Origin of the sequence: Aquabacterium sp. (assembly GCF_014378415.1) — a bacterium.
Lineage (GTDB): Bacteria > Pseudomonadota > Gammaproteobacteria > Burkholderiales > Burkholderiaceae_C > Aquabacterium.
On sequence record NZ_JACMNS010000117.1, the window covers coordinates 1 to 17,379 of the forward strand.

A 17,379-nucleotide genomic window follows, 5' to 3' on the forward strand; every position below is an offset into this window, starting at 1 on the left:
GCCATCCAGGTGCGTGATGGCCAGGCAGGCAGGCGTGCCCTGGGCCAGCGACTTCATCATCTTGCTGCCGTTGGAGCCGTGGATGAGCACGTGGTCGTTCACGCGCCACACGGCGGTGGGCAGGCACAGCGGGCCGCGCTCGTCCACGAAGGACACGTGGCACAGGTAGGCCGCATCGACGATGGCGTGGATGATGTGGCTGTCGTAGTGACCACGGTCTTCAGCGCGGCGGACACGGCTGCGTTCGGTGGGGGCGGTGCGAAGGTGGTGGTCATGCTGTGGTGGTCCCTGTTCGTGAGTGAGCCTCAACGATAGGCAAAACATGGCCCCATGAAAAGACCCACCTGAATGCAAAATGATGGGGCCACGAAAATTCATAAACGCAAGCCCATGACCGACCTGACCTTGCTGCTCGACCGCCGCCTGCTGCGCGCCAAAGGCCATGCCTTGCCTCGGCAGCGGCGCCTGTACGAGCTGCTGCGCCAGGCCATCCTGGATGGCCGCCTGCCTGCGGGCAGCGCCTTGCCCGCCAGCCGCGTGTTGGCGCATGAACTGGGCCTGGCGCGCAACAGCGTCATCCACGCGTATGAACAGTTGGGGGCGGAAGGCTATGTGCAGGCCAGCCGCCAGGGCACCGTGGTGGCCGCCTTGCCGGATCGGCGCGCCGCAGTCGCCACCGGCCAGGCAGTGTCAAGCGTGCCAACCGCTGGGCTCGCAGCACCGCCACCCGCCTTGTCTGATCGCATTCAAGCCTTCAACCGCCGCCGAACGGCCGAGCAGGACCTGATGCCCTTCATGCCTGGCATTCCCGCGCTGGACGAGTTCCCTTTGCGCACCTGGCGGCGCTTGTTGAACGCGGCCTGGCGCGACCAAAGCCCCGACCTGCTCAGCTACCGGCCTGCCGTGGGCGAGCTGGAGCTGCGCCAGGCCATCGCCACTTATGTGCGTGCTGCACGCGGTGTGGTCTGCACGCTGGACCAAGTCATCGTGACCGATGGCACGCAAGACAGCTTGAGCCTGTGCGCCCATGCCCTGGCTGATGTGGGGCAGCGGGCCTGGATTGAGCACCCGGGCTATGGCGGTGCCCGCGTGGCCTGCCTGGCGGCGGGGCTGAAGGTGGTGCCGGTGCCCATGGACGAGCAAGGCCTGGCACCGCCCAAGGCACTTTGGCGCAGGCAGCCGCCGCGCCTGATTTACACCACGCCATCGCACCAGTACCCACTGGGTTCGGTGATGCCTTTGGCGCGCCGCCTGGCCCTGATCGAACAAGCCCAGGCCGCAGGCGCGTGGATCCTTGAAGACGACTACGACAGCGAGTTTCGCCATGACGGGCCGCCCCTGGCCGCCATGCAAGGGCTGGTACCGCACGCGCCAGTGATCTACCTGGGCACGTTCAGTAAATCGATGTTCCCGGCCTTGCGCCTGGGTTTCATGGTGGTGCCCGCCAGCTTGTCAGACCGTTTGCAAGGCGCGCTGGGCGACCTGGTCAGGCGTGGCCTGCCCGCCGAGCAAACTGCCCTGGCGGCCTTCATCAACGAAGGCCATTTCACCAAGCACCTGCGCAAGATGCGCCAGCTGTACGCCCAGCGCCAGGCGGCTTTGCGTGAGGCCTTGTCACGCCACTGGCCTTGGCCTGGCGAGGTGCTGGGTGGTGCTTGTGGCCTGCACCTGGTGCTGACCTTGCCCCCCGACATCCCCGATGCAGACGCGGCGCAGGCCGCCATGAAGAAGGGGCTCAGCCCGCGCCCCCTGTCGGCCTATGGCACGGGCGGGCCACCCCTCAATGGCCTGGTCATTGGCTATGCCAACCTGCCAGCCGAGCAGATGGACACCCGCGTGAAGCAGCTGGTGCGCGCCATCAGCGCAGGTCTTGCGCGATGACGCGTTCGATGTTGCGCTCGGCCAGGGCTGTGATGGTGACGAAAGGGTTGACGCCGATGGAGCCTGGGATCAGCGAGCTATCGGTCACGTACAGGCGGTCGTGGCCCTTGACCCGGCCGATGTTGTCGGTGGCCTTGCCCAGCACGCAGCCACCCAGCGGGTGATAGCAAAAATCATCGGCAAAGACCTTGCCGCCGCCAAACAGGTCGGTGCGGTAGACCGTGCCCTGCTTGCGGTTGATGCGGTCGAACAAGGTCTTGGCCGCGTTGACCGTGGTGGCGTTTTGCGCGCGGGTCCAGCGCAGCTTGGCCGAATCCGTGGCGGCATCGTATTCAAAGCGGCCGCGCTCGGGGTTGCGCGTGATGGCCAGGTACATGCTGACCCAGTTTTCAAAGCCCGTGGGCAAGGGCGTGATCTCGGCAAACACCGGGTTGACCGGGTTGTCCCAATCGTTGATGCCCATGGCCGGCATGGTCGATTGAACCGCGCCGGTGGGGTTCCAGAGGTGGTTGGCGCGCGCGGCCATCACATTGCCGTTGTGGCCCCAGCCTTCGCCCACCGCTTGATTCAAACCGGGCAGGGTGCCGGTCTCGCGGGCGCGCACCAACAGCTCGGTCGTGCCCAGGCTGCCCGCCCCCAGGAAGAGGTGGCCGCATGCAATCTGCACATCGGCCAGCACGTTGCCGTAGGCATCAATGGCGCGCACGCTCAGCAGGTAGTCGCCATTGGCCTGCTGCTCGATGCGGCGTACCTGTTGCAGCGTGTAGATGGTGACGCGGCCCGTGCCCACGGCGTCGGCCAGGTAGGTTTTGTCCAGGCTGAGCTTGCCCGCGTTGTTGCCGTAGATCACCTCTTGCGCCAGGGCTGAGCGGGGCACCTTCTTGGCCTGCTCGGCCGCCATGTATTTGAAGTCATACACGCTGGGCACGAACACGGTCTTCAAGCCGGTTTGCTGCGCCTGATCGCGCGAGACGCGGGCGAAGCGGTAGCAGTCGGCCTTCTCAAACCAGGCCGGGTCAACGTGGTTGGCGCCCAGCAGGCCGTTGGCGCGGGGGTAGTACTTGGCGTACATCTCGTCGGCGTTCACCTCGGGCAGCATTTGCTCGAAGTAGCCGCGTGGCGGCGTCACGGCCATGGCCCCATTGACCAGCGATCCACCGCCCACGCCGCGCCCCACGTACACCGACATTTCGTCGTAGTTGACGCGGTCCAGCACGCCGCCATAGCGCGGGATCTTGCGGTTGATGACGTCCAGGCCGAGGAAGGTCTTGAGCGGTGCCTCGGTGCGGTCCTTGAACCACATGGCGCGGCCATCAGGCGACAAGGTCTTGGTGAAGATGCTGCCATCGCTGGCGGGTTGGGTCCACAGCTGGCCCATCTCCAGCATGAGCACGGGCACGCCGGCCTCGGCCAGGCGCAGGGCGGTGACCGCGCCGCCATAACCGGTGCCGATGACGATGGCGGGCACGCGGCCCAGGCTGCCCAGTGCCGCGCGCGGTTGGGCCAGTGATTCGTTGAACACGCGGCTGGACGCCGCCTGGCCGTTCAATGAAAAACCGGACAGGCCCAGCACGCTGGCGGCCTGCAGGGCCGAGTGGCCCAGGAAACGACGACGAGACCACATGAAACAACACGCCACAATGCGTCTCGATTTTTGAGGCTGGTGGGTGTTGGCACGGGCGGTGCATTCCCTTGGAATGTGCGCGGGCCCCTTGAATCGGGGATCAGGCGGAGGCGGGCGGGGCGACTGGCTTGGTGCTGAGAAGCGGAGTGCCGAGGTGGGCACGCGACAGCGTGCATCAACATCTGACTGGCCGTGGTTGTTTGAACGAAGCGGATGCAATCCGCGCAGTGAGTTCCACGGCCCCACCTCGGCACGAGCATCGCAAGGCAGTCCCGCTAACAGCGGGACCACCAAGCTGAAGCCCTGCCGGAGACCGCCCCAGCCCCAGCCCCGCGCTGCCAAGACAAAGCGCCCCCATGGTGTCAACAAGCACCACTACACTCTGCTCCCTGAACCATGAAGACCCGCATCACCACCCTCCTGGGCATTGAACACCCCATCGTCCTGCCCGGCATGACCTATGTCGCCGTGCCCGAACTGGTGGCCGCCGTCAGCAACGCGGGCGGCTTGGGCATCCTGGCCTCGGGCGGCTTGTCGGCTGAAGCATGCCGCCTGGCCATCCAACAGGTGCGCGCCCTGACCGACAAACCCTTTGGCGTTGGCTGCAGCCTGTTGCTGCCGGGCGCCACCGAATGCGCGCGCGTGGCCTTGCAAGAACGCGTGCCCGTCATCAATGTGTCAATGGGCCGCGCCGAATGGGTGGTGCAAGCGGCCCATGCCTACGGCGGCAAGGTCATCGCCACCGTGTCCAATGAAAAGCACGCCCGCTCGGCCATCGACATGGGCGTCGATGCCCTGATCGTGACCGGCCATGAAGCCGCCGCGCATGGCGGCGCGGTGACCTCGCTGGTGCTGGTGCCTGCCGTGCGCGACATGACCGACTTGCCCATCATCGCCGCGGGGGGCTTTGCTGATGGCCGGGGCCTGGTGGCAGCCTTGGCGCTGGGCGCGGACGCGGTGGCCATGGGCACCCGCTTTGCCACCTCGCGTGAAAGCGTGGTGCACGCGGCCACCAAGCAGTTGATCATCGACAAGCCGGCCGAAGACACCATCTACTCGTCCAACTTTGACACCTTTCCATGCCGCGTCATGCGCACCCCGGGCGGCCAGAAATACACGGCGCGGCGACTGGGCCCCGGGCTGGTGATCGTGCGGTCGTGGCGCGCGGCGCGCGAGCTCAACACGCCACTGTGGCCCTTGATGCGCGATGCCTTGCGGCAGGGTGTGGTGGGGGCCATCAAAGTGGCCTACTTTGGCGCGGCCACCTTGGCCATGCGCAAAGCCATCCACCAGGGCGATCATGATGAAGGCGTGCAACTGATCGGGCAATCGCAAGGCTTGGTGCATGACATGCCCACGGTGTCCGAGATCATTGACCGTGTGATGCGGCAAGCGGCCGACATTCTCAATGCTCGGGGTCAACAACGCTGAGGGCGCTTTCTCGCGGGCACAACACAGCGCGACCTGCCAACGCGCAGCACAACGGGGCTCCTCGAAGAGGTCCCGATGAATAATCGAGGTGAGTTGCGCCCGTCTCAGGGTTCTGAGGCGGCGAAGGGTGTTGCAGTGCGTCCAGTGCGATTTCTCTGGCCCCCGAGGTTTTGTTGGTGGCAGATGCCAAGTGCGCGTCGTGAAGTGGAACGCGGTTGCCGCGCTGATGTTGGTCCACGCGTTTTTTGACGTTGCGGCCTTACTGAGCGCGCTTGCTCAGCGTTGAGGGCGACGTTTGCGCTTGCTTGCGGGCGGCCACCAGGGCCTTCCAGAAGCGCGCGTCTTGCGAACTCGCGAAGTTGATGCGCATGAGGGTGCTGGCCTGCCGCTGTGCATGGAACAAGGCGCCGGGCGCGATCAACCAGCCGGCGTCCAGCATGGGCAGGGTGAGGCGTTCGGTGTCCACGCCCACGTCCATCCAGCCAAACAGGCCTTGCGGCTGGGCCGCGAAATGGCAACCCGATTGCCGCGCCAGTTGCAGGCAGCGTGCGCGGGCCACGTCCAGTTGCTGGATGACGCGTTCGCTGTGGCGGCGCAACTGGCCTTGCTCCAGGCACAGCGCCAACGCTTGTTCCAGGATGGGGGGCGTGGTGAGGGTGGTCAGCAGTTTGGTGTTGATGATGCGGTCCACCAAGTGCGATGGCGCGGCGATGTAGCCCACCCGCCAGCTTGGCGTCAGGATCTTTGAGAAACTGCCCACCGAGATCGTGCGGCGCAACTCATCGAGCACACACAGGCGCGTGGCGTGGGCCGGCGCCAGGTAGGCGTAGATGTCGTCCTCCAGGATGTGGAAATCGTGCGCTTCGGCCAGGCGCAGCACTTGGTGCGCATGGCCGGGCGACAGCAAGGCGCTGGTGGGGTTGTGCAGCACCGACACGGTCACGTACAGCTTGGGGCTGTGGGCTTTGCACAGCGTGTCCAGCACGGCCAGGTCGGGGCCATCAGGGCCGCGTGGCACCGGCAGCACGCGCATGCCCATCTGGGCCAACCGTGCGAACTCGATCGCCCAGCCCGGATCATCGACCAGCACCGCATCGCCCGCTTGCAGCAAGGTGCGCGACACCACGTCCAGCGCGTGCGTGGCGCCCACGGTGCTGATGATCTGGCCCGCATGGGTCTTCAGCCCGAACTCGCCGAGCTTGCGTGACACGGCCTCTCGAAACCGCGAATCGCCCGCAGGCTCGCCGTAGTGCAAGGTCAGTGGCAGCAGGCGATCGCCCTGGGTCACCTTGCGCAAAGCGGCGCCCAGCATGGCCGCGTCCAGCCAGGCGGGCGGCAGGGTGCCCAGGCCCGGCATGGGGTGGCTGCCGGGCTCGTGGAACATGCCTTTGATGAGCGTGGTGGCGTCGATCGGCGTGCGGGGTTGGAAAGGGTGGGGCGCCTTGGTGGCGCGTGCCGGGGTGTTGGCTGGGACGTGGCCCTGCGTCTGCCGCACGAAGAAGCCACGCTGGCGGTGCGACTCAATCAGCCCTTGCGCCAGCAGTTGGTCATAGGCCGCAACCACCGTGTAGGGGCTGACGCCATGGGTCTGGGCGCACTCGCGCACCGAGGGCAGGCGCGAGCCCGGCGCCAGCAGGTGTTGGCGGATGCGCTGGGCAAAACGTGCCACCAGTTGCTCGGTCAGGGTGAGGGCGCTGTCGCGGGTCAGGGGCGTGGTCATGGTCGGCGGATGTGTTGGTGGCTTGACCAGTACAGATCGTTCAATGACATGGCTTTGTGTATTGGTGATGTGCTGGTCAATGCCACTAGAGTGCCACAGATGAACACCACCCCACAAGTCCTTGTCCGCCGCCCTGTTTGGGCAGCCAGGCCCCCCATGTCACCACGCTGGCTGGGTGCCCTGGCCGTGCTGCTTTTCGCCATGACCATCCCCATGACCCGGCTGGCCAATGGCTCGGTCGAGGCGCCTCAGTTGCCGCCGCTGTTCGTGGCGGTGGGGCGCGGGGCCATCGCTGGTTTGTTGGCCCTGGTTTACCTGTGGGTGGTGCGTGCGGCCCGTCCTGCCAAAGCGCAATGGCCATGGCTGGGCGCGGTGGTGTTGGGTGCGGTGCTGATTTTTCCGCTGTGCATGGGCTGGGCGGTGCGCGTGGTGCCTGCGGCGCACGCGGCCGTCATCGTGGGCTTGCTGCCTTTGTGCACGGCGGCGCTGGCCTCGTGGTGGCTGGGGCAAAGACCGGGCTTGCTTTTCTGGCTCGCCGGAGCCCTGGGCAGCGCGCTGGTGTTGATGTTCGCGCTGGGCGTGGCCCGCTCGCATGGCGCCGACCATTGGGTGAGCGCGGATGCCTGGCTCGTGGTGGCCATGCTGGGCGCGTCACTGGCCTATGTGGCTGGGGCCGCCTTGTCCCGGCAAATGCCGGCTGCGCAGGCCATCTCATGGGCGCTGGTGGCGGCCTTGCCCATCACCTTGCCGATCGCGGCCTGGTCCTGGCCTACCGAAGCGGTGAGCTGGCAGGCCTGGGGCGCCTTCGCCTATGTGGCCGTGATCTCGACCTGGCTGGGATTTTTCGCTTGGTACGCCGCCCTGGCCCGCGATCCCATGCGTGTCAGCCAGTTGCAGTTGATGCAGCCCTTCACGTCCATCGCCTTGTCGGTGCTGGTGCTGCATGAAGCCGTTGATGCCTCGACGTGGCTGGTGGCGGGCGCCGTGTTGCTGGTGGTGATCTGGGGCCAGCATGCGGCCCGGCGGGAGATGAAGTGATGACGTTCACCTTGGCCCGGCGCACCCAGCGCATGAACTCATCGGCCATCCGCGAGATCCTCAAAGTCACCGAACGGCCCGGTGTGTTGTCGATGGCCGGTGGCTTGCCCGCGCCCGAATCCTTTCCGATCGAGGCCCTCCGATGGGCCTGCGATCAGGTGCTGTCCACGCAAGGTGCCGCAGCCTTGCAATACGCCACCACCGAAGGCCTGCCGCCTTTGCGCGAATGGATTGCTCGGCGCTTGTCACAAGGTGCTTGGCAGGTGGAGGCCTCGCAAGTGCTGATCACCACGGGATCGCAGCAGGGCCTGGACCTGGTCGGCAAGGTCATGCTGGACGAAGGCTCGCCAGTGCTGGTGGAGCAGCCCACCTACCTGGGCGCCTTGCAGGCGTTTGCGCCTTACGAGCCGGTGTTCAAGACCTGGGCATCCGATGCCATGGGGCCCTTGCCACAGGCTTTGTCAAAGGCCGAGCCTGCGCGCCTGGCCTACCTGGTGCCCAGCTTCCAGAACCCCAGCGGGCATGGCATCGCCGATGCGCGCCGGCGCGAGATTGCGCTGCAGGCCCAGCAAAGCAACACGCCCGTGGTGGAAGACAACCCCTACGGCGAGCTGTGGTTCGACACGCCCCCGCCACCGCCCCTGGCCGCGCATGCCCCCGAGCAGGTGATCTACCTGGGGTCCTTCTCCAAGGTGCTGGCGCCGGGTTTGCGCGTAGGCTTCATCGTCACGCCCAGCGGTCAGCACCCCAGCGCCCTGGCCTTGCGCGCCAAGCTCTTGCAGGCCAAGCAGGCTGCAGACCTGCACACCCCCGCGCTCAACCAGCGCATCATCATGCAGTTGCTGGATTCAGGCTTTGACCTCGACGGCCACCTGGACACCGTGCGTGCCCGCTACCGAGACCAGCGCGATGCCATGGCCAGCGCCTTGGCCCAACACCTGCCGCGCGGATGCACCTGGCAGCTGCCCCAGGGCGGCATGTTCTTCTGGGTGATGTGCCCAGATCGGATCGACACCCTGCAACGCCTGCCCCTGGCGCTGGACGCGGGCGTGGCCTATGTGCCCGGCGCATCGTTCTACGCCGGCAGCGCGCCGGGGCGGTCCAACACGCTGCGCCTGTCATTCGTCACCTTGTCACCCGCTCAGATCGACGAGGCCGTGGCCCGCCTGGCCTGCTGCCTGCACTGAAGCGCCGTGCAGGCTGGTACGCTTGCGCGATGTCTTCCACGCCCCTGTTTGCCCCCGAGCTGGCCGAGCTGGCACAAGCGCATTTGCTGCGCCACCGCCGCCAGGTCTCGCCCCTGTTGCCACCGGCCGACCTGTCGCCCGACCAGGAGCATGTGCGCGGCACCACCTATGTGATCAACGGGCAGACGCGCCTGTCCTTCGGCAGCAACGACTACCTGGGCTTGTCGCAGCACCCCGCCTTGATCCTGGCCGCGCAGCAAGCCGCCGCACGCTACGGCGTGGGTGCCACCGCCTCACCCTCGGTGTGCGGCCACAGCCCCTCGCACGAGGCGCTGGAGCTGGAGTTGGCGGCCATGGTGGGCCTGCCCCGTGCCGTGTCCTTCGTGGCGGGCTACATGGCCAATGTGGGGGCCATCCCGGCGTTGGTGGGCCGGGGTGACGCGATCTTCTCGGACGCCTTGAACCACGCCTGCCTGATCGATGGTGCGCGTTTGTCGCGGGCCGATGTGCATGTGGTGCCCCACGGTGACTTGGCTGCGCTGGACGCCGCCTTGCTAGCCAGCACCGCCCGGCGCAAATTGGTGCTCACCGACGCGGTGTTCAGCATGGACGGCAACATCGCCGACATCCCCGCCTTGCTGGCGCTGTGCGAACGCCACGATGCCTGGTTGATGGTCGACGATGCCCACGGTTTTGGCGTGCTGGGCGAGCATGGCGAAGGCACTTTGGCGCACTGGGGCATCACGGGGCGCGATGGTGTGTCACCTGAATGGCAAGGGCGCCTGCACCGCCTCATCTACATGGCCACCTTGGGCAAGGCCGCAGGCGTGGCTGGCGCCTTCGTGGCGGGCGAGCCCACCTTGGTCGAATGGCAGGTGCAAAAAGCGCGCACTTACATGTTCGCCACCGCCGCACCCGCCATGCTGACCGAGGCCGTGCGGGCCAGCCTGCGGGTGATCCAGGATGAGGGCGGTCGGCGCCAGCACCTGGCCCAATTGCGAGACCGTTTGCGCGCCGGCTTGAAGCTGCCCCCCACTTGGCACCTGATGCCGTCCGAGACCGCCATTCAGCCCCTCATCATCGGCCGCAACGAGGACGCCCTGGCCGTGATGGCCCACCTTGATCGGCAAGGCCTGTGGGTGCCCGCCATCCGCCCACCGACCGTGCCGCCCGGCACCGCCCGCTTGCGGATATCCCTGTCGGCAGCGCACACCTTGGCGCAGGTCGATGCCCTGTGCCAGGCCCTGTCCGAGGCAGTCTGAGCTACGATGGCTTTAACAAGGAGTTTCACCATGGACACCCACAAGCTGAAGACCGCGATGGCGCAATTGCAAAGCGAACTGGAGTCGGGCGGCAAGCTCGACCCGGAGCTGCAGCAGTTGCTCAAATCGTTGGACAAGGACATTCAAACGGCCCTGGCCGAGAACGAACAACCCGAAGACGACCTGGTCTCCAGCCTGAACGAGCGCACGCAAGCCATTGATGCCCGCTTCTCGGCCGAGCACCCCTACCTGTCCAGCACCCTGCGTGACGTCATGGACACGCTGGGCAAGATGGGGATCTGATCAGGCGACCAGAACCTCGGCCCGCAATGAGTGCGGATTGGCCTGGGTGATGGTCACGTCGATCAACTGGCCGATCAGGCGGTCCATGTTCGGGCCACCAGGGAAGTTGACGATGCGGTTGCACTCGGTGCGGCCCATCAACTCAGTCGCATCCTTGCGGCTCGGGCCTTCCACCAAAATGCGCTGCGTCTTGCCCATCAGCGCTTCGCTGAAGCGCGTCACGTGCGTGTCCAGCACGCCTTGCAAATGCTGCAAACGCTTGAGCTTCACATCTTGCGGCGTGGTGTCTTCCAGGTTGGCGGCCGGCGTGCCGGGGCGTGGGCTGAAGATGAAGCTGAACGAGGCATCGAACTCCAGGTCGTGCACCAGCTTCATCATCTTGTCGAAGTCTTCATCGGTCTCACCAGGAAATCCCACGATGAAGTCTGATGACAGGCTGATGGTGGGCCGCACCAAACGCAGCTTGCGGATCGTGCTCTTGAACTCAAGCGAGGTGTAGCCGCGCTTCATCGCCATCAGGATGCGGTCGGAGCCGTGCTGCACGGGCAAGTGCACGTGGTTCACCAACTTGTCGGTCTTGCCGTAGACATCGATCAGGCGTTGCGAGAACTCGTTGGGGTGGCTGGTGGTGTAGCGGATGCGCTCCACGCCAGGCATCTCGGCCACGTATTCCAGCAAGGTCGCAAAATCAGCGATCTCGGTCGTGCCGCCCATGGTGCCGCGGTAGCCATTCACGTTCTGGCCCAGCAGCGTGATCTCCTTCACGCCCTGGTCGGCCAGGTCGGCCACCTCGGTCAGCACGTCTTCGAAAGGGCGCGAGACCTCTTCACCGCGCGTGTACGGCACCACGCAATAGCTGCAGTATTTGGAGCAGCCTTCCATGATCGACACGAAGGCCGAGGCGCCTTCCTTGCGCGGCGGCGGCAGGTGGTCGAACTTCTCGATCTCGGGGAAGCTGATGTCCACCTGCGGGCGACGCGAGCTGATGCGCTTGTCCAGCATGGCGGGCAGGCGGTGCAGTGTTTGCGGGCCAAACACCACGTCCACGTAAGGCGCCCGCGCGATGATGGCCGCGCCTTCCTGGCTGGCCACGCAACCGCCCACACCGATCAGCACGCCCTTGTCCTTCAAGTGCTTGACGCGGCCCAGATCGCTGAAGACCTTCTCTTGCGCCTTCTCGCGGATCGAGCAGGTGTTGAACAGGATCAGGTCGGCCTGCTCGGGGTCATTGGTGGGTTCATAGCCTTGCGCGGCGCGCATGACGTCGGACATCTTGCCCGAGTCATATTCGTTCATCTGGCAGCCGTAGGTCTTGATGTAGACCTTCTTGCTTGCTTTGGTGGGGGTGTCGGTGTTGCTCATGGGTGATCTCAGGGCTTGGCCCAGGTCTGGCCAATGGGGTCGAAGGACCAGGTGGCCGCTTCCAGGGTGGTTTTGGGCCACAGCTTCTTGATCTCTTCGGGGCGCAGCACCCACACGTCCTGCACCAGGCCGTACGGTTCAACCGTGTAGTTGACGACCAGTTTCTCGCCCGTGATCGCGCCCGACATGACCAGCATCTGGTTGAGCCCGCGAATGCGTGAGCCCGGCGACAGGCGCGCATCCTGGCCATTGAGCTTGATTTCGGGGGCCATGGTAACGACCAACTCACCACGCAAGGCGTTGGCGGGGAAGTTGCGCTGCACCTGCATTTGTGCAGACGCCAAAACGGGCATGGCCAGGGTCAGGGCGACCGAGGCCTTCAATAAACAGCGATGCATGGTTTAGATCCAGGGGCTGTGAACGAGCCCTCGATTTTACAGCGCCAGGCGCCCCAGTGCGCACGGAACTGCCTGGCAAGCTCGCGCACAGCGCCCTGTCGGCCTACTTGGTGTTCGAGGAGGCTTCACCAGGGCGGTTTATTCAAGCCTGCGGGGATGGCCTCAAGCGGCTTTGCCCCGTCGGCGAGCGACCACACCCAGGCCCAGCAAGCCCATGCCGAACATCGCATAGGTCGAAGGTTCTGGAAACGGTGGGACGCAGCCCAGGCAAGGCACCTTGAACACACCTGCCGCCTGCGTAGTGCCCCAATTGGCGGTGCGCACCAGGATGGCGACAGGGTCATTGGCTGCAGTCGACAGGTTCAAAGCGGTCAGGATGTTGGTGGCCGTGGTGCCATTCATGCGCAGGGCGCCAGCCAAGCTGCCGCTGGCCTCGGCGTTGGTCACGCCGCCACCGGTGGTATACGAGGTCACTTGGATGATGCCACCCGTGCCACCGATGACGCCAGGAACGTCAGCCGTGAAGATGGCTTGCTTGCCATAGCTGATCAGGGTGCCGGCGGCAGTGCGTGAATACAGGCTCGCGAAAATCGTTGAGCTGCCCAGGTTAACGTCAAAGTTGGCCATGTAGATGTTGTACTGGCTGATCGAGCCGTCATCGTTGAACACCGAGCGGCGGATGTTCACCAAGGAGTTGGCCGCTTGCAGCGAAGTCAACGTGTCACCGGTGATGGTGGCGGTGTTGAACGCCAGGCTCACGTTGCCGGTGGCCTTGGTGTACACGGCCGTGTTGGTGGCGCCAGCGCCTGGCAAGCCAGGAACGGTGGGGATGACAGGCGCAGTGAGGATGCTGGAGCCCGAAGCGCTCAGGGCCGACAGAGCGTCAGACGAGAAAGTCAGGCCTCCGGTGCCCGAGGCCAACTCCCAGCCCCCGGCAAAAGGTGTTGCGCTGGCTGCGCTGGCGGCCACCAACGCGGCGGCGAACGAGATGTACTTGACGGCAAATTTCATGGGAACTCTCCTGATTTCATCGTGGATGAGGGGAGGTTCCTGGGCATTGCAAAGCGCCTCCCTGCTCTGCCTTTTGAGGGCGCTCTGATTTTATTCAGACGGGGCGCGATTGTCTTCAGGGTTCGCCCGTGGGCTACAAGCTGTTTTAATTGAGTCCGGGAGGATCTCAGCGAAAAAAAAGCCGCCCGAGGTGGGCGGCTTAGTGTGAGGGATGACTCTGATCAGGCTTTGGTGAGGCGGCGGCGCAGCCCCGCAATGCCGACCATGCCCAGGCCCATCAAAGCGTAGGTGGAAGGTTCAGGAATGGCAGCAGGCGCCGTGAACGTGCCGGCAGCACTGGTCGTGCCCCAGTTGGCCGTGCGAACCAGGATGGCCACGGGATCGTTGGATGCAGTCGACAGGTTCAACGCGGCCAGGATGTTGGTGGCCGTGGTGCCGTTCATGCGAAGGCTGCCAGCCAGGCTGCCGCTGGCATGACCGTAGGCGGTGCCGCCCGACACACTATCGACCACGATATTGCCCTGCGTGCCACCGACGACCCCAGCCACATCAGCCGTGAAGATGGCCTGTTTGCCGTAGGTCACCAAAGTGCCGGCGTCTGTGCGTGAGTAGAGGTTGGCGTAGATCGTTGAGTTGGACAGATTGACATCGAACTCAGCCATGTAGATGTTGTACTGCGAGATCGAGCCGTCGTCGTTGAACACCGAGCGGCGGATGTTCACCAGCGATTTGGCGGCTTGCAGGGTTGTCAGTGTGTCGCCGACGCCCGTGGCGTTGTTGAATGCCAGGCTGACATTTCCGGTGCTCTTGCTGTAGATGGCCGTGTTGGTGGCGCCAGTGCCAGGCAAGCCAGGCACGCTTGGAATGGTGGTGGCGGTGATGATGTTCGAGCCAGAGGCGCTCAGAGCTGACAGCGCGTCACTCGAAAACGTCAAGCCACCGTTGCCAGTGCCGGCATTCCAGACGTAGCCGGAGGCGGCTGAGGCAGCGCCTGCGGCGATGAAGGCGGCGGCGGCCAGGATGGTTTTGGATGCGAATTTCATGTGCAGAGCTCCGTTAAGGTTGGCGAGGAAATCGGAATCCTCGGCGATGGCCCAATTTTAGCGGCGACACGGCCCCATGGGTGCAAGGCTTCCCCTAACAGGGTAAATAGCGTGTTTCCGACTTCGGAAATGCCGCCCTGGCATCAGGGCGGCATTTGCTTTTACTCAAAATCCGGCCGAAGCCGGATTCAAGGCCAATCAGGCAGCCTTGCGGCGGCGAGCCATGGCACCAACGGCCAGCAGGCCAGCGCCCAGCAGCACGTAGGTTGATGGCTCAGGGACGGCGGCGAAGGTGCCGCCAGCTTGCGTGCCACCCCAGTTGGCCGTGCGCACCAGGATGGCGACAGGATCAGTGGCTGAGGTCGACAGGTTCAAGGCGGTCAGGATGTTGGTGGCCGTGGTGGCATTCATGCGCAGAGAGCCAGCCAAACTGCCGCTGGCCACGCCATTGGCCACGCCACCAGTAACCGAGGTCACTTCGATGTTGCCACCCGTGCCACCGATGACGCCAGGAACGTCAGCCGTGAAAATGGCTTGCTTGCCGTAAACGACCATGGCACCAACATCAGTGCGCGAATACAGGTTCGCGTAAATCGTCGAGTTGCCCAGGTTAACGTCGAAGTTAGCCATGTAGATGTTGTACTGGCTGATCGAGCCATCATCGTTGAACACCGAGCGGCGGATGTTCACCAACGAGTTGGCCGCTTGCAGCGAAGTCAACGTGTCACCAGTGATGGCGGCGGCGTTGAATGTCAGGCTCACGTTGCCGGTGGCCTTGGTGTACACAGCCGTGTTGGCCAAGCCAGCGCCTGGCAGGCCAGGAACGGTGGGGATGACAGCCGCAGTGATGATGTTGGAGCCCGAAGCGCTCAGGGCCGACAGAGCGTCAGACGAGAAGGTCAGGCCGCCCGTGCCGGAGACAAAGCTCCAGCTGCCAGCGTAAGGAGTGGCGCTTGCAACGCCAGCAGCCACGAATGCAGCCGTGGCCACCAAAGTTTTCAATGCAAATTTCATTTAATTTCTCCACTGTGAATACGGTCTTTTTTCGATGATTTCTCAACGTCAACAAGGAGACCGGTTGACCTCTTCGACGAGTCCACTCTAGCCATGACTGGCCGGGGCGCCTACAGGGTTCTACCGATTGTGTAACCGTTTGTCAGGGGAACTACTTAACTTTCCTCAGTGCAGAAAGTCACGTTGTGGCATTTTGAAACAAAAAAATGCGCAATTCTGCGCAATACGAGGCACTTCCTGCACTTGACAGCGGCTCGGCTTGAACTCGTCAAGCAGTTGATTCAAGACCTGGTGCGCGGAGGCTGAGTTGTCGCTGCGCCGATTGCAGACGAACACATCCAGGATGACCACGCCTGATTCGGGCCAGGTGTGCACGGCCAGGCGTGATTCGGCCGGCAAGGCATGAAAGCATTAGCCCAACTCCGCCAGCCGTGCGGGCGTGCCGACATCGACCCACTGCCCTGTGTGAACCTCGGCGCTCAGGCGGCCTTGGTCAACGGCCCTGTCCAGGCAGGGGCGCAGCGCGGTCCGGCTGCCCACCACGACCTCATCCACCATCGCTGCCCGGTAAAGGCCGATGGTGGAGTAGGTCCAGCAAGGAGTGGCGGGTGGCGCTTTGTCTTTGCGCAGCACCCGGCCTTCAAGCGACAAGGCGAAGTCGCCACCCGGGTTGTGGGGTGGGTTGCTCACCATCCACAAATGGGCCCAGTCGGTGCCCTGGGCAAAGCGTTGCGCTGTTTCGTCGTCGAATCGGAAGTCCGGGGCGAAGACGTCGCCGGCCAAGACCCAGAAGGCCTCGCCCAACCAGGGCAGCGCTTTGGCGATGCCCCCAGCGGTTTCCAAAGCGCCGCCGTGGTCACGGGTTTCCATGGAGTATCGAAGGTGCAGGCCCCAGCGCGAGCCATCGCCCAAAGCGGCGGGGAATTGATCTTCCAGCCAGGCCGTGTTGATGACGACCTCGCGCACGCCGTCGCGCGCCAGTGCCTCGAGGTGCCATTCAATCAGTGGTTTGCCACGGACTTTGAGCAGCGGCTTGGGGGTGTGGTCCGTCAAGGGGCGCATGCGCTCGCCGCGTCCAGCGGCCAGGATCAGGGCGGGCAGGGTCATGAGGGTTCGTTGTGCCGGGCAGTTTGCGCGAAGGCGGTAATGGTTTGCAGGATGGTCTTGACCTTGAAGGGCTTGAGCAGCACGCGCTTGACCTCCAGTCGTTTCAACGCGGCGATGCTGTCCTGGTCCACGCTCTGGGTGGTGATGGCCACCGCTGCGGTGGTGGGGCTGGCGGTGCTGCCGTCGCGAATGCGTTTGATCAATGCCAGCCCGGCGCAGTCGTCGCCCAGGGCGATCACCAAGCCGTCGAAGGCGTGGGCGTGCAACAAGGGGGCGGCTGCCTCAATGCTGGGCGCTTCCTGGATGTCGACGATGTCCAGGCTGCGCGCGACCGAGGTGATCGTGCTGCGCACAATCGAACAAGGCTCGACCAGCAGCAGGGAGAAGCGTTTGGTGCTGCGATCAGTGCTGCGATCAGGCGCCACGGTGTTCTCTCACCAGTTCGTTGAGCGCCAGATCCCGCAGCGCGCCCAGGATGGACAGGTCGAGCGGGTCCAACTGGCGCGGCTTCTGGTCGATCAGGCACAGGGTGCCGGCCACGTGGCCCGATGGCAGCACGAGCGGCGCGCCGGCGTAGAAGCGCATGAGCGGGTCGCCGGTGACCTGGGGGTTGTCTTTGAAGCGCTCGTCTGCGCGCGTGTCGGGCACGATCAGAAAATCGGGTGACTCCAGGGCATGCGCGCAAAAGGAGATGTCTCGGGAGGTCTCGCACGTGGTCAAGCCCACCTTGGCCTTGAACCACTGGCGGTTTTCATCCACCAGCGAGATCAGGGCGATCGGCATGTCGAATTCGCCGGCCGCGAACGCCACGAGCTTGTCGAAGCGTTCTTCAGCCGGGGTGTCGAGGATGAGCAGGTCGCGCAGGGCCTGCAGGCGTTGTTGGTCGTTGGCGGGGATGGGGGCGGCTTTCATGCGTTTGGATGATACCGAGGCGCCCAGCAAAAAGGGCTCATGTTGTGCACATGAGCCCTTTGAATTGGATGGTGGCGCTTCACGGA

At 64.6% G+C, this 17,379-nt stretch carries 18 protein-coding genes; 6 read left to right on the forward strand and 12 right to left on the reverse strand.

Translation table 11 applies throughout. The features are described 5' to 3' along the window. Window positions 1-309 (reverse strand): pyridoxamine 5'-phosphate oxidase family protein (locus H7225_RS10875; RefSeq protein ID WP_290661719.1); only part of this gene is annotated, 309 nt, incomplete at its 3' end. Between the two features lie 81 nt (window positions 310-390). On the opposite strand from H7225_RS10875, the gene H7225_RS10880 reads away from it, so the two are divergent. Then, complete coding sequence (locus tag H7225_RS10880; RefSeq protein WP_290661721.1) at window positions 391-1,881, forward strand: PLP-dependent aminotransferase family protein; 1,491 nt, start codon at window positions 391-393, stop codon at window positions 1,879-1,881. On the opposite strand, the gene H7225_RS10885 is transcribed toward H7225_RS10880, so the two are convergent. Beyond that, window positions 1,859-3,505, reverse strand: coding sequence for a GMC oxidoreductase (locus H7225_RS10885; RefSeq protein WP_290661723.1), 1,647 nt, complete (start codon window positions 3,503-3,505; stop codon window positions 1,859-1,861). The two genes, H7225_RS10880 and H7225_RS10885, sit on opposite strands and share 23 nt — an antisense overlap. A gap of 396 nt (window positions 3,506-3,901) precedes the next feature. Here H7225_RS10885 and H7225_RS10890 point away from each other — a divergent pair, with 396 nt between their 5' ends. Beyond that, entirely contained in the window at window positions 3,902-4,936 is a 1,035-nt protein-coding gene (locus H7225_RS10890; protein ID WP_290661725.1) for a nitronate monooxygenase, read from the forward strand. 259 nt (window positions 4,937-5,195) lie between these two features. Here H7225_RS10890 and H7225_RS10895 read toward each other — a convergent pair whose 3' ends face one another. Continuing rightward, entirely contained in the window at window positions 5,196-6,656 is a 1,461-nt protein-coding gene (locus tag H7225_RS10895) for a PLP-dependent aminotransferase family protein (RefSeq protein ID WP_290661727.1), read from the reverse strand. 156 nt (window positions 6,657-6,812) lie between these two features. On the opposite strand from H7225_RS10895, the gene H7225_RS10900 reads away from it, so the two are divergent. From H7225_RS10900 to H7225_RS10915, 4 genes are read left to right on the forward strand one after another with little or no spacing between them, the layout of a single operon-like run. Then, on the forward strand, window positions 6,813-7,694 hold the full coding sequence (locus H7225_RS10900) for a DMT family transporter (RefSeq protein ID WP_290661729.1): 882 nt from the start codon (window positions 6,813-6,815) through the stop codon (window positions 7,692-7,694). Then, window positions 7,694-8,881 carry a PLP-dependent aminotransferase family protein gene (locus tag H7225_RS10905; RefSeq protein WP_290661732.1) on the forward strand — a complete coding sequence of 396 codons (1,188 nt, stop codon included), beginning with the start codon at window positions 7,694-7,696 and terminating at the stop codon, window positions 8,879-8,881. The genes H7225_RS10900 and H7225_RS10905 overlap by 1 nt, the downstream gene beginning before the upstream one ends. Window positions 8,882-8,910: 29 nt before the next feature. Then, window positions 8,911-10,143 (forward strand): 8-amino-7-oxononanoate synthase, encoded by a 1,233-nt coding sequence (locus H7225_RS10910; protein WP_290661734.1) that lies wholly within the window; start codon window positions 8,911-8,913, stop codon window positions 10,141-10,143. 30 nt (window positions 10,144-10,173) lie between these two features. Continuing rightward, on the forward strand, window positions 10,174-10,446 hold the full coding sequence (locus H7225_RS10915; RefSeq protein WP_290661736.1) for a DUF4404 family protein: 273 nt from the start codon (window positions 10,174-10,176) through the stop codon (window positions 10,444-10,446). Here H7225_RS10915 and miaB read toward each other — a convergent pair whose 3' ends face one another. From miaB to H7225_RS10960, 9 genes are all read right to left on the reverse strand, one after another. Further along, window positions 10,447-11,808 carry a tRNA (N6-isopentenyl adenosine(37)-C2)-methylthiotransferase MiaB gene (miaB, locus tag H7225_RS10920; RefSeq protein WP_290661738.1) on the reverse strand — a complete coding sequence of 454 codons (1,362 nt, stop codon included), beginning with the start codon at window positions 11,806-11,808 and terminating at the stop codon, window positions 10,447-10,449. An 8-nt stretch (window positions 11,809-11,816) separates the two neighbouring features. Then, window positions 11,817-12,206: a hypothetical protein gene (locus H7225_RS10925; protein WP_290661739.1), complete on the reverse strand. Its 390-nt coding sequence runs from the start codon at window positions 12,204-12,206 to the stop codon at window positions 11,817-11,819. Between the two features lie 162 nt (window positions 12,207-12,368). Then, window positions 12,369-13,217, reverse strand: coding sequence for a PEP-CTERM sorting domain-containing protein (locus tag H7225_RS10930; protein ID WP_290661741.1), 849 nt, complete (start codon window positions 13,215-13,217; stop codon window positions 12,369-12,371). A gap of 221 nt (window positions 13,218-13,438) precedes the next feature. Continuing rightward, window positions 13,439-14,260, reverse strand: coding sequence for a PEP-CTERM sorting domain-containing protein (locus H7225_RS10935; RefSeq protein WP_290661743.1), 822 nt, complete (start codon window positions 14,258-14,260; stop codon window positions 13,439-13,441). A gap of 198 nt (window positions 14,261-14,458) precedes the next feature. Continuing rightward, complete coding sequence (locus H7225_RS10940; RefSeq protein WP_290661745.1) at window positions 14,459-15,274, reverse strand: PEP-CTERM sorting domain-containing protein; 816 nt, start codon at window positions 15,272-15,274, stop codon at window positions 14,459-14,461. A 165-nt stretch (window positions 15,275-15,439) separates the two neighbouring features. Further along, on the reverse strand, window positions 15,440-15,673 hold the full coding sequence (locus tag H7225_RS10945) for an S-adenosylmethionine decarboxylase (RefSeq protein WP_290661747.1): 234 nt from the start codon (window positions 15,671-15,673) through the stop codon (window positions 15,440-15,442). Between the two features lie 12 nt (window positions 15,674-15,685). After that, window positions 15,686-16,381 carry an N-acetylmuramate alpha-1-phosphate uridylyltransferase MurU gene (murU, locus tag H7225_RS10950; protein WP_290661749.1) on the reverse strand — a complete coding sequence of 232 codons (696 nt, stop codon included), beginning with the start codon at window positions 16,379-16,381 and terminating at the stop codon, window positions 15,686-15,688. Further along, the gene (locus H7225_RS10955; RefSeq protein WP_290661751.1) at window positions 16,378-16,806 is read right to left on the reverse strand and encodes a response regulator; all 429 of its coding nucleotides are present in this window, start codon (window positions 16,804-16,806) and stop codon (window positions 16,378-16,380) included. Before H7225_RS10955 ends, murU begins: the two co-directional genes overlap by 4 nt. Continuing rightward, window positions 16,796-17,293, reverse strand: coding sequence for a GAF domain-containing protein (locus tag H7225_RS10960; RefSeq protein WP_290661753.1), 498 nt, complete (start codon window positions 17,291-17,293; stop codon window positions 16,796-16,798). The genes H7225_RS10955 and H7225_RS10960 overlap by 11 nt, the downstream gene beginning before the upstream one ends. Window positions 17,294-17,379: the final 86 nt, after the last annotated feature.

Coding starts and splice junctions, on each gene's coding strand:
- H7225_RS10880 (WP_290661721.1), top strand. CDS start 391: ATGACCGACCTGACCTTGCTGCTCGACCGCCGCCTGCTGCGCGCCAAA.
- H7225_RS10885 (WP_290661723.1), bottom strand. CDS start 3,505: ATGTGGTCTCGTCGTCGTTTCCTGGGCCACTCGGCCCTGCAGGCCGCC.
- H7225_RS10890 (WP_290661725.1), top strand. CDS start 3,902: ATGAAGACCCGCATCACCACCCTCCTGGGCATTGAACACCCCATCGTC.
- H7225_RS10895 (WP_290661727.1), bottom strand. CDS start 6,656: ATGACCACGCCCCTGACCCGCGACAGCGCCCTCACCCTGACCGAGCAA.
- H7225_RS10900 (WP_290661729.1), top strand. CDS start 6,813: ATGTCACCACGCTGGCTGGGTGCCCTGGCCGTGCTGCTTTTCGCCATG.
- H7225_RS10905 (WP_290661732.1), top strand. CDS start 7,694: ATGACGTTCACCTTGGCCCGGCGCACCCAGCGCATGAACTCATCGGCC.
- H7225_RS10910 (WP_290661734.1), top strand. CDS start 8,911: ATGTCTTCCACGCCCCTGTTTGCCCCCGAGCTGGCCGAGCTGGCACAA.
- H7225_RS10915 (WP_290661736.1), top strand. CDS start 10,174: ATGGACACCCACAAGCTGAAGACCGCGATGGCGCAATTGCAAAGCGAA.
- miaB (WP_290661738.1), bottom strand. CDS start 11,808: ATGAGCAACACCGACACCCCCACCAAAGCAAGCAAGAAGGTCTACATC.
- H7225_RS10925 (WP_290661739.1), bottom strand. CDS start 12,206: ATGCATCGCTGTTTATTGAAGGCCTCGGTCGCCCTGACCCTGGCCATG.
- H7225_RS10930 (WP_290661741.1), bottom strand. CDS start 13,217: ATGAAATTTGCCGTCAAGTACATCTCGTTCGCCGCCGCGTTGGTGGCC.
- H7225_RS10935 (WP_290661743.1), bottom strand. CDS start 14,260: ATGAAATTCGCATCCAAAACCATCCTGGCCGCCGCCGCCTTCATCGCC.
- H7225_RS10940 (WP_290661745.1), bottom strand. CDS start 15,274: ATGAAATTTGCATTGAAAACTTTGGTGGCCACGGCTGCATTCGTGGCT.
- murU (WP_290661749.1), bottom strand. CDS start 16,381: ATGACCCTGCCCGCCCTGATCCTGGCCGCTGGACGCGGCGAGCGCATG.
- H7225_RS10960 (WP_290661753.1), bottom strand. CDS start 17,293: ATGAAAGCCGCCCCCATCCCCGCCAACGACCAACAACGCCTGCAGGCC.